The 11,950-nt window shown below is 36.0% G+C and carries 9 protein-coding genes; all 9 read right to left on the bottom strand.

Features of this window, described 5'->3' with window-relative positions:
- Positions 1-3: 3 nt before the first annotated feature.
- The 9 genes from AC3FI7_RS03460 to hisD all read right to left on the bottom strand — a co-directional run bounded on the left by AC3FI7_RS03460 (position 4) and on the right by hisD (position 11,743).
- Positions 4-3,450: a hypothetical protein gene (locus AC3FI7_RS03460; RefSeq protein WP_491461410.1), complete on the bottom strand. Its 3,447-nt coding sequence runs from the start codon at positions 3,448-3,450 to the stop codon at positions 4-6.
- A 5-nt stretch (positions 3,451-3,455) separates the two neighbouring features.
- The gene (locus AC3FI7_RS03455; RefSeq protein WP_491461409.1) at positions 3,456-5,045 is read right to left on the bottom strand and encodes a T9SS type A sorting domain-containing protein; all 1,590 of its coding nucleotides are present in this window, start codon (positions 5,043-5,045) and stop codon (positions 3,456-3,458) included.
- 247 nt (positions 5,046-5,292) lie between these two features.
- Complete coding sequence (gene hisIE, locus AC3FI7_RS03450; RefSeq protein WP_491461408.1) at positions 5,293-5,880, bottom strand: bifunctional phosphoribosyl-AMP cyclohydrolase/phosphoribosyl-ATP diphosphatase HisIE; 588 nt, start codon at positions 5,878-5,880, stop codon at positions 5,293-5,295.
- Positions 5,877-6,629: an imidazole glycerol phosphate synthase subunit HisF gene (gene hisF, locus AC3FI7_RS03445; RefSeq protein WP_343658368.1), complete on the bottom strand. Its 753-nt coding sequence runs from the start codon at positions 6,627-6,629 to the stop codon at positions 5,877-5,879. The genes hisIE and hisF overlap by 4 nt, the downstream gene beginning before the upstream one ends.
- Positions 6,622-7,344, bottom strand: coding sequence for a 1-(5-phosphoribosyl)-5-[(5-phosphoribosylamino)methylideneamino]imidazole-4-carboxamide isomerase (hisA, locus tag AC3FI7_RS03440; RefSeq protein ID WP_491462083.1), 723 nt, complete (start codon positions 7,342-7,344; stop codon positions 6,622-6,624). Before hisA ends, hisF begins: the two co-directional genes overlap by 8 nt.
- Before the next feature lie 2 nt (positions 7,345-7,346).
- On the bottom strand, positions 7,347-7,925 hold the full coding sequence (hisH, locus tag AC3FI7_RS03435) for an imidazole glycerol phosphate synthase subunit HisH (protein WP_142722665.1): 579 nt from the start codon (positions 7,923-7,925) through the stop codon (positions 7,347-7,349).
- A 2-nt stretch (positions 7,926-7,927) separates the two neighbouring features.
- The gene (gene hisB, locus AC3FI7_RS03430) at positions 7,928-9,022 is read right to left on the bottom strand and encodes a bifunctional histidinol-phosphatase/imidazoleglycerol-phosphate dehydratase HisB (protein ID WP_491461407.1); all 1,095 of its coding nucleotides are present in this window, start codon (positions 9,020-9,022) and stop codon (positions 7,928-7,930) included.
- A 1-nt stretch (position 9,023) separates the two neighbouring features.
- The gene (hisC, locus tag AC3FI7_RS03425; RefSeq protein WP_491461406.1) at positions 9,024-10,049 is read right to left on the bottom strand and encodes a histidinol-phosphate transaminase; all 1,026 of its coding nucleotides are present in this window, start codon (positions 10,047-10,049) and stop codon (positions 9,024-9,026) included.
- 419 nt (positions 10,050-10,468) lie between these two features.
- Complete coding sequence (hisD, locus tag AC3FI7_RS03420; protein WP_491461405.1) at positions 10,469-11,743, bottom strand: histidinol dehydrogenase; 1,275 nt, start codon at positions 11,741-11,743, stop codon at positions 10,469-10,471.
- Positions 11,744-11,950 lie beyond the last annotated feature (207 nt).

Here is an 11,950-nt window from a genome sequence, read left to right as displayed (position 1 = left end):
TTTTTAGTTTTTATAGTTGTATTTCATCTCCTTCAGCACTTTGCCATTCACATCAATCACTTTTTCAAGTCGGTTAGCTGAATCATAAATATAGCTTTCCCTGATTCCTGATGGCGGGGTGATGCTTCTTACTCCTACTAAAGGGTCATAAGTATAAGTAGTGATCTGATAACCAGATAATGCGGTATTACTTCTGAAGGTATTCAATGCTGATAAAAATGAAGTCTCATCATTATTAACTGTAGCAGATGCATCTGTATTGGAAGCTGTCACAATGGAATCTATTAAGGACTGCTGAATATCCGATAATTTAGCTCCTACTATTTTCGCAATAGGCTGAGTTTGGTTGTAACCCCAGATAATTACCGTTGAAATACCATCTTTTGTGGTGTATTGTTGTAAATTCCCTTTGGAATCGTATTGATCGTAAGTAATACTTTTTTCCAATGAACCAGTTGCAAATGAGGTTTGCACTTCATTGGGTAAAAAGGAAACGTTACCTATCCATTGATTATTATACACAATTTTCTTTACGTCAGTCAAAATGTTATTCTTATAGCTTTCTATTTTTTCAATTTCAGAAATTCTATTTTGTGAATAAGGTGAATTACCGGTATGATAAAAATATTTTGTTTTTAACTGAGATCCGTCTTCTATCATACTAATATGCTGGGAAATCATTTTATTTAATGGGTTATATTCAAAAGACTCATTTTTTTCCGTAATTTCCTGAATCCCATTATTATAGAAGTAATTTTTAGTTTTCACTGAAGACAGTTTTGCCCAACCATATGCATCAACCAAGGAAATACCTACCATATATTGAAGTGGATATCCTGGTAGATTTCCAGACATAAAAAAGTTTTCGGGATCAAAAGGGACCCCAACGTTTCCTTGTTGTAATATCGTAACATAAGCATCATAGTTACTGAAATATCCCCCATCAAATCCTAATCCATCAGGTCTGTAAAAGCGATGTCCATACACTTCTTCATACTCTTCAAAATCATAGTTTAAATTTTGTTCTGAAATTTTCTTAAAAAAATTATCAAAAATTACCTCATTTTTTAAAAGCCCCCTTTTATAATCTATGTTTTTACTCGGAACAAAGGGCCTTGTATTCGCTATTGAGATTTCTTCAGGATAGTCTATTGGAGATGTATATTCCTGTTCAACTTTCCCTTTTCCTGTTTCAAAAACAGTCACATATTTATATCCAACATCAGAGCCATGCGTATTAATTAATGGTGTATTATTCAATGATGTTGTTGTTATAAAATCAATTGTTTCAGATAACAGATTTCCCGAGTAAAATGGTGCTCTAATACATGATGTCTCAATCTTTGTTCTTCTAGGATAACTAAAAACCGGTTTGATAAATGATAAGGCCCCACTACTTTTTTTACTATCTCCTAACCAATTATAATTATATTTTTTCTCTTTTTCAGGGACAATTGTACTATTCATATAATTGTTGTACAAATCGTTTGAATCATTTGAAAAATATCCTATTTTAGATACTCTGTTACCACCACCGAATAAATATTTATATTCTTCGTCCGCTGCTGTATAATATTCAATAGATAAATGGTCTATCCCATTATAGTTTAAATTCAAATTAAGCCTTTTTACAGCATACTGTACATTTTTTTCCAGTATAACCTCTTTACAACAATCATTATTGGGTTCAACACAAAAAAAGCTGCTAACCAAACTATACTGACCATTGATGACTTTAAATAACCCTATACTTCTATTCCACGTATTGGGATCTTCAGGAAGCAGGATATCAGTTCTAAATACAGCTCTTCTATCTTTAGTATGAGTTGGAAGTAATTGAAAAGCAGAATTATCAAATGATTTATAATCGGAATTCAGATGAACTTCATTTAATATATTTTCTTTAAAATCCGTAACGGGTTCATCTCCAATATATGAATAGGTATTGCTTTCAAAAACAAAAACACAAGAGCCACCTGTAGGGTATTTTACTTTATTTAACAGATCTAAAGTACTTGTCTGCGGATTAGGAGTTCTGATTGTTGAAACCGTCTGAGTATTACAATTGTTCGTGATAAGGTTAAAATTTCCCCAATAATCAAGAGCAATTGTTCCGTTTAAATTTTGATTACTTTCATTATAGGAAAAAGTATACTTTAATGGTAGTGTATTGACTCCAAAATCCTCAACAACCTCTTTTAGCATCAATCTATTCTTTATGATGTTAGAATATCCATAATTAAAATTCACTTTTTTAATAGCTCTATCATTAAAGTCTTTAAAATTGATATTCTTAATTCTTACCACCTTATCATAAAGAAGTATGTCCGAATCACTTCTATCAGTAGCATATTCAAATGATATTCTAGAATAATCAGGAACTGTAATGTTCTTAATTTTTTTCACTTTAGTTATTGAAAGTGAATTAACGATCTGCTGGGCTGGTTGGATTTCGTTAAAACAATTGTATTTAGAATATTTTGAATAATCCCCATCAGGATATTCATTATCAATAAAATTAGAACTACTATTGACCTCCATAAAATCATTATCATAAAAATCATACTGAATCAAGCTTTTATCATTAGGATCTTTTACTTCAACCAAATGAAATGAGCTGATAAATTCTGTATTGGAAGACATAGATGAACTTGGATTAAACAAACTTCTGTTGTCAACAGCCTGTGTAGTACTTGTTGTTTCAGAAACATTGAATATATATTGGTACCCTTTTTCATCATAAATTGTAAAACCGGTAGGTGTATAAGAATTGTTATTAATAGTAGAATAATGATTGATAATTTTCACTCTATAATTGCTTAAAGGGACAGCCTCTAAAATACCGGCCTGATTCTTTTTAAGATAGAAACGACCTGAATTTCCCATAAAATTAAATTGCCACAAATCGTACTCTGTATCGAACTTGCCCTGTTCTATTGTTTCCCAATAATACTTGTTTGCCTTATAAGGATCACTATATGCAAGTTGAGAAAGAACGCTAAGGTCACTATTATAATAATTATTATCATTAGTAAGATCATCATGATAGAGCCCAACTTTAGATTTTATAACTCCATTATTTCCATGAACAAATATTTCATCTGGTAATCCTCTAACTGTTCTTGAAACAGTTCCTCCGGACATCATACTCCATCCCAAACCCACTTCTCCCGCAATATTATCTGCTTTAACATTTGCCTGGTGATATTTGAGCGCTACCTCCAGATTAATATCTTTGGAGTGAGTTGGAACTGAAAATAAAGGAATACTAATATCTGGAGTACCAGTATAATTATTAACCGGAATTTCTTCAAATTTCATTAATGCTGCAACTGTAGGAGAAGGTGGAATTATTTGAGGTAAATCCGTTTTAATATCAGGTGTTGATTGAGCATAGATATTACCTACTAAAATACATAGTGTTGCAATAGTTATCTTTTTTATTTTCATCAATTCTATTTCTTAATCAATTTAGCATTCGCCGTTTTATTTGTATCAGTTTTTATCATAATCAGGTAAGCTCCTTGTACCAAAGCCTGGGTATTGATCTTAGTCACTTTATTCTTTGTTTTAATACTCTGCAGCTGTCTTCCGCTCATATCATACAAAAGAATATCCGATTCCTTAAAATCAAAACCGATTTCTATGTAAGCATAATCTGAGACAGGATTCGGGTAGATCTTGATATCGTATTTTTCAATTAACTGGTCAACCTGTTTGTCTCCCAGCTTTACAATCTTCCAGTTTTCTTTACCGAGTTCTTCAGCACTAGTTCCGGCCAGAATAATAGAGCCGTCTCTGTTTAGTTTAATGTCTGAAAGTCTTTCCTCTCTTTTTCTGGATTCTCCTTTCACATGTTTTCTCCACTGCTCATTTCCATCCTGATTCAGATAGAGCATCCAGAAGGTTTCATCATCATTTTCTATTCTTCCTTCTGCCTGGGTATAACCTCCCAATAAAATTCCTTTGGAAGATTTGTCATCCGCAGAATGAAGAACACTCATGCCCATCAGAATATCACGGTTACCCAAATTGTAAGATTTCTGCCATTGTTCATCGCCTCTTTCATTTAAAGAAATTAACCATAGGTCCGTTCCCTCTTCTAATCCTACCGTTTTATTTCCTGATCTTTCTGATCTGGATTCTCCACCGATAATGAATCCGGTTGAGGTCAATGCAAGGGTTCTCAAATGATCATCACCTTTCCCTCCGAAGTTCTTTTCCCATTCCACTTTTCCTGTTTTATCCAGCTTTACGATCCAGTAATCGCCTTCGCCAAAGTTGTCGCTTTGTTTTTGTACCGTTGTCAGATGTCGGGTGTCGGATGTATTTTGAGGACTTTGTACAGCTGAACTTCTTGAATACATTCCAAGTAAAGCTCCGCCGTCTTTTGTTGGAATCATTTTCTCTACCTCATCTAAACCTTTTCCACCTAAAATAAGCTGTGAGATTTCTTTTCCATCTTTGTCCAGTTTTGTGATAAAGACATCTTTAGAACCGTAGCCTTTTGAAGAACCCTGTACATTTCCGGCTACAAAGAATCCTAAATCTGTAGTCTGGATAACCGCTCTGGCTTCTTCATCTGAAGAACTGCCCAATGTTTTCTGCCACAATTCGTCTCCAAATTCATTGATCCTGATCAGCCAGATATCAGATCCTCCCTTGGAATCCTCTTTCTTATCCAACCCTTTGGATGAATAGCTGGTGCCAGCCAAAAGAAATCCGCCATCCTGTGTTGTGACTGTAGCTGATAAATAATCATGGTTTTGTCCTGAGAAATATTTTTCCCAGACTTCTTCACCCTGCTGGTTCAGCTTGATCAGATGAAAATCATAACCGTTGTTCTGCTTACTTTCAGCCTCCAGCTTCCCGCTTCCTGACTGTATAGAACTTCCTGTAATTAAATATTGCTGATCGATGGTTGTGGTGATCTGGCTCAGGAAAGCCTGGGTAGAGGATCTGATGTCTTTCTGCCATACCACTTCCTGGGCAGATACTCCCGGAATCATGCACAAAGTAAGTGCACTGAGATAAAACTTTCTCATTCAATGTTGTTTTTTGAGTTAGTAATTAGTTTTTTTGAAACTTTGCAAATTTAACACTTTTTAAGAAGCGAAACTCACGTTAATGCGATTTAATATAAATCATACTATACATTATTTGATTATATTTATATTATAATGATTTTGTCTGGTTCTGATGCAAAATTATCTACACACGGCGACAAAAGCTGTCGTGTTTAAATTCAAAACTATTTTTTCACAAAAAAACCTTTGAAATAGTTCAAAGGTTTCATTGATCTCTATCTTTAAGAATCTCTTCAATTTCTTCCAACGAAAACCCTTTCGCTTTCAATAAAATTAAAAAGTGATACAGCAGATCAGCGGCTTCATTTTTAAAGAGGTTTTCATTATTATCTTTTGCTTCTATGACCAATTCTACGGCTTCCTCTCCTACTTTTTGAGCCATTTTATTAATGCCTCTCTCGTAGAGCGAATAAGTATAAGAATCTTTAGCTTGGGCATCTATCCTCTGAGCTATTTTTTCTTCCAGTTCGTATAAAAACCCTTTGACTTTCTTTTCTCCGAAACAACTGAAGCTTCCGGTGTGACAGACTACATTCTTTGGAACAGCTTTAATCAAAATGGTGTCCTGATCACAATCTATATCGATACTTTTTACCGTTAAAAAATTACCCGATTCCTCACCTTTTGTCCAGAGCCTGTTTTTGGAACGGCTGAAAAAGGTAACAATTCCCTCTTTTTCTGTTTTTTCAAAAGCCTCTTCATTCATATAGCCCAGCATCAGCACCTGTAATGTTCTGCTGTCCTGAATGACTACCGGAACGAGGCCATTGTCTTTATTAAAATCTATTTTCATCGTACATTTATTTTTTGAGTTTTTAACTGTTGTTTCAAATCCTGAATCCCTACTTCATTAAAGTGGAATATACTGGCAGCCAACGCTCCTGTAGCCTTTGTATCATTAAATACTTTAACAAAGTCAGCTGTACTTCCTGCACCTCCTGATGCAATGACCGGAATACTGATTGTTTCGGAAACCAGCTTGGTAATCCTAAGGTCAAATCCGCTTTTAGTGCCGTCGCCATCCATAGAAGTCAGCAGAATTTCTCCCGCTCCCAGGCGTGCAGCCTGCTGTGCCCATTCTATGGTACTAAGTTCTGTTGCTTCTCTTCCTCCCTTAACATGCACAAGATCAAGATCACCAACCTGTTTTGTATCAATAGCCACCACAACGCACTGGCTTCCGAATTCATTCGCCAGATCAGAGATAAGGCCTGGATTCCTGACTGCTGAGGAATTAATGCTGATCTTATCTGCACCTGCCTCCAAAAGTTTCCTCACATCTTCTACAGATGAAATTCCACCTCCCACAGTGAAGGGAATACTAAGTTCTTTTGCAATATCTTTTACCAGCTCCACAAAGGTTTTCCTATTCTCAACAGTGGCTGTAATATCCAGGAAAACAAGCTCATCAGCGCCTTCCTTTTCATATTTTCTGGCGAGTTCTACAGGATCTCCTGCATTTTTAAGGTCTTCAAAATTGACCCCTTTCACAGTTGCCCCATCTTTAATATCCAGACATGGAATAATTCTTTTCTTAAGCATTTTCAATAAAATTTTGAAGTTGTTTCAGGCTTATTTTTCCCTCATAAATTGCTTTTCCTATAATTGTTCCGGCGCATCCGATATCTTTCATTTTATAGACATCAGCAATCCCTGAAATGCCTCCGCTTGCGATCAGCTGAACAGATGTTTTATATAAAATTTCAATATATAATGCTGTTGAAGGACCTTCCAGCATTCCATCTTTTGCAATATCGGTACATATGGCTGTTTGTATTCCTTTTTTCTGATACTGAATAATAAAATCAATGATATCATTGTCACTTTCTTCCAGCCAGCCGGAGGTTTTGATCTTTCTGTTTTCACAGTCAGCACCCAGAATAATTTTTTCAGCACCATACTTTTCTATCATTCCAAAACAAAACTCAGGATCCTGAACGGCAATACTTCCCAAAGTGATCTGCTTTGCCCCGGAATCAAAGGCTGTTTCAATATCTTCCTGAGTTTTTAAGCCCCCTCCAAAATCAATATGTAACGAGGTAGACTTAGCGATATTGTCCAGGACCTTCTGATTCACAATATGCTTTGATTTTGCGCCGTCAAGATCTACCAGGTGCAGAAACTGAATACCAAAACTCTCAAACTCTTTTGCGACTTCCAAAGGGTCTTCGTTATAAATTTTCTTTGTATTGTAATCTCCTTTTGACAGACGGACACATTTCCCGTCAATAATATCAATAGCCGGAATTATTTTCATCATTATACATTTATAAAGTTCTTAATTATCTGGTTTCCTACTGTTCCCGATTTTTCGGGGTGAAACTGTACCGCATAAAAGTTATCTTTCTGCAGAGAAGCACTGAATGGCAGGATATAATCACAGACAGAAGTTGTAAAGTCAGAAAGTTCACAATAATAGCTGTGAACAAAATACACATCATTACCCCTCTCAACCCCCGAAAATAGTGGTGAAGCATGTTTCGAAAGTGTATTCCAGCCCATATGCGGCACAATATCCTTTGCCGGAAATCTTCTGACATTGATGTTAAAAATTCCCATTCCTTCTGTATTTCCTTCTTCATTTTCGCCGCACATGAGCTGCATCCCCAGGCATATTCCCAAAACCGGCTGCTTAAGGCTTGGAATCAAAAGATCAAGCTCTTTTTCTTTCATCAGTTTCATGGTGGATGAAGCTTCTCCTACGCCTGGAAATATCACTTTATCAGCCTTTAAGATTTTTTCGGGATCATCCGTTATTATCGAGTCAACATTCAGTCTGTTGAGAGCATTCTGAACGGAATTTACGTTTCCTCCGTTGTATTTTATAATAGCGATCATATTTATAAACTTCCTTTTGTAGAAGGTAAACTGTAATTAGCATCTGACTGGTTCACTGCCATTTTAATAGCTTTTGCAAAGGCTTTAAAAATGGATTCAATTTTGTGGTGCTCGTTATCACCTTCTGCTTTGATATTCAGATTCGATTTTGAAGAATCTGTAAATGATTTAAAGAAGTGAAAAAACATTTCCGTAGGTACATCTCCTATTTTTTCTCTTTTAAACTCAGCATCCCAAACCAGCCATGATCTTCCTCCGAAATCAACAGCCACCTGGGAAAGGCAGTCGTCCATTGGAAGCAGAAAACCATATCTTTCAATTCCTTTTTTCTTTCCTAATGCCATTAAAATAGCTTCTCCGAGAACAATTCCGGTATCTTCTATTGTATGGTGCTCGTCTACAGCAAGGTCTCCGTTTACTTTGATCATAAGATCCATATTTCCGTGTCTGGCAATCTGGTCCAGCATGTGATCAAAAAAATGAAGTCCGGTTGTAATATCTGATTTTCCGTTACCATCAAGATTAATTTCAATTTCAATATCAGTCTCATTGGTTTTTCTGGATACTTTCGCCTTTCTCATTCCTGATTTTAAGAACTGATAGATCTCTGACCATTCTGTTGCAGACAGCTCCGCTTCATTATTTAAGTTTTGGTTAAGATAAATAGCTTTACATTTAAGATTTTTAGCCAGTTGAACATCAGTACTTCGATCACCAATTACATAGGAATTTTCCAGGTCATAGTTGCCATAAATATATTTCCCCATCATACCTGTTCCCGGTTTTCTGGTAGGAAGATTTTCAGATTCAAAGCTTTTATCTATTAGAATATCACTAAAAATGATCCCTTCATTTTCAAATGCCTGCAGCATTTTTTTATGAGGTTTGATGAAATCTTCTTCAGGAAAGCTTTCAGTTCCCAAACCATCCTGATTGGTTACCATTACCAATTCGTAATCCAGTTCATTGGCAATTTTTGACAGGTTTTGAAAAACTCCCGGATAAAACTCAAGCTTTTCCAGAGAATCTACCTGAAAATCTGTAGGAGGTTCAATAATTAATGTTCCGTCGCGGTCTATAAAGAGTACTTTTTTCATTTTAGATACTTTTCAAAAGGTTAATCAATTTTTCATTTTCTTCACGGTTTCCCACATTGATCCTGATGCATCCGGGAATTGCAGGATCTCTTCTGCTGGCCAAAATCTCTTCTTCAAGCATTCTTGTATACACTGAATCAATATTTTCCATTTTAATCAGAAAGAAATTGGCATCTGTTGGAAAAACCTTTGAAATACATGCAACATCCTCAAACTGCTGTTCCAACCAGGTTTTCTCTTCCAAAATGCGGTTTACATTTTCCCTGAGACGGTTTTCATTTTCCAATGTTTTCAAAATAAGCTCCTGACTCAATACATTCACGTTATAAGGCGCTTTTACAGTATTGATAAGACTGATAATCTCTTCGGATGCATACGCCATACCTACCCTTGCTCCGGCGATTCCCCACGCTTTAGAAAAGGTTTGCAGAACAATCAGGTTCGGATACTTATCTAAAAGCTCAAGACTTGATTTTTTCCCGGAAAATTCAATATATGCTTCATCCACCACTACAATTCCGTTGAAATTCTGAAGGTAAAATTCGATATCCTCCACACTGTTACCGGTAGGGTTATTGGGCGAACATAAAAAGAAAATTTTAAGTGAAGGATCTTCAGCAGCTTTTAAGAAATTTTCTTTTACAATTTCAAAATTCTCATCCAGATCCAGTTTCAAAACTTTATTCTCATTAATTGCTGCATAGAAGCCATACATCGCAAAAGACGGATTCATCATCAGAATGGCATCTTTTTTAGGCTCACAGAAAATTTTAATGATAAGGTCTATCAGCTCATCACTTCCGTTTCCTATGGCAATCTGTGAGGGTGAAACTTTTTTAAGCCCTGCAAGCCTGTTTTTAAGCCTTTTCTGGGTAGAATCAGGATAACGGTTGCATTCCCCGAACGGACTTTCATTGGCATCCAGCATTACCGGAGCATTGAATTCATTCTGATCCCTGAAACTGATGTAGGGCTGTAATTGTAATATATTTTCTCTTACCAGAGTTTTGATACTGCTATTTTTCATTGTATTATTTATCTAAATCTTTTTTAAACCATTAAGATGAATTGAGTTTTTAAGGATAATGAAGAAAATATCTTTAGATTTTTATTAAGCAAAGCTGAATTCAAATGTATTTGTGTCTTAACTTTACTTAATAGCTTTATTTTCTTAAGGGTTCAAGTTCTTTTTTGGTAAACGCAAAAGCGCAAAGTTTTTAATCTATATGCTGCTTCAAGGCGCAAGAAATCGAAGATTTCAGCAAGTGATATATCATTATTTTTCCCGCAGATTTCACAATTTTCACAGATTTTGTATGTTTATATGATTGATTTCTCAGAATCTTTAATAGATATTTGACATTCAATTTTATCGCGGATAAATCCTTGCGTACTAAATATATATTCTTCAATATTATTTTGCGTCTTTGCGTTTTCCAACATTTATCATTTTAATCTTATGGATACGGCATTTTTGTGGGCAAACAAACCTTCTGCTTCTGCCATAAGCTCTATAGTTTTTCCTAAATTCTGAAGACCTTCTTTTGACAGGTACTGAAATGTGATTTTTTTCACGAAACTGTCCAGCGATACCCCACTGTAATTCTTTGCATAGGCATTTGTGGGAAGCGTGTGATTGGTTCCGCTGGCATAGTCTCCTGCACTCTCACAGGAATAGTTCCCAAGGAAAACGGATCCTGCATTCTGAACCAAAGGAATATATTTTTCAAAATCACCAATGGCCAGAATAAGGTGCTCCGGTGCATAAAGATTACTGAACTCTAAGGCTTCTTCGAGAGAATTCACTAAAACAAAAGAGCTGTTCTCCAAAGCCTGAGCCGCAAATTCATTTCTCGGTAAATCTCTGATCTGTTGACCAACAGCTTCTATCGTCTCTTCAAATACTTTAAGGTTGGTCGTCACAAAAACAACCTGGCTGTCGCTTCCATGCTCTGCCTGTGAAAGAAGATCAGCAGCGCAAAATTCAGGAACAGCCTGTTCATCTCCTATCACAAGAACTTCACTCGGACCGGCAGGCATATCAATGGCAACGCCATAACGCTGGGCATATTCTTTGGCAGCTACGACAAACTGATTTCCAGGCCCGAAAATTTTATTAACCTGAGGAATACTCTCTGTTCCCAAGGCCATTGCAGCAACAGCCTGAGCTCCGCCTGTTTTAAATATTTCCGAAACACCGCAAAGATTTGCTGCAAAAAGGATTGCAGGATTGATATTCCCGTTCTTATCTGGCGGTGAACACAATATAATTTCTTTACATCCTGCCAGATTGGCGGGAACTGCAAGCATCAGTACCGTGGAAAACAGAGGAGCCGTTCCTCCCGGAATATAAATCCCGACTCTCTCTACAGCACGGTTTTCGCGCCAGCAAACCACCCCTTCTGTAGTCACGATTTTCTGGATTTGCTGTCTTTGAGAGGCGTGAAATTTCGAAATATTTTCTTTAGCCTGCTGAATAGCCTGTTTTAGCTCATCACTGATCTGTTTTTCTGCATTTTCAATTTCCTGTTTGGTCACAGAAATGAGTTGAGTATCTGCTTTATCAAACTTTTTATTGAATTCTCTTAAAGCTTGATCTCCTTTTTTTTCAACTTCTGCAAAAATGTCGGTGATAAGTCCTGAAATTTCTTTCTGTTCCAAAACAGGGCGTTTTACCAGGTCTTTCCAGCTGTCTTTTGTGGGATATCGGTATATTTTCATTGTACTATTTTTAATTTTAACAAACTATTAAGCTGTTGATTTTTAATTGTTTTTTAAGCAAAGGCGCAAAGTTTTTAATTCCTATATCTTTTTTAAGACGCAAGAAACCCCTAGATTTTCAGCATGTAGGTGAGTATTTAAACAATATTCAATTTTATCGCAGATAAAATCATTGCTCCTTACAACAGCCTTAATTTTTATTTTCTT

This window comes from Chryseobacterium sp. TQ-BC-N36, assembly GCF_058382295.1.
The sequence above is the reverse complement of the archived record's forward strand: the minus strand, read 5'-3'. Positions and strand labels throughout refer to the sequence as shown.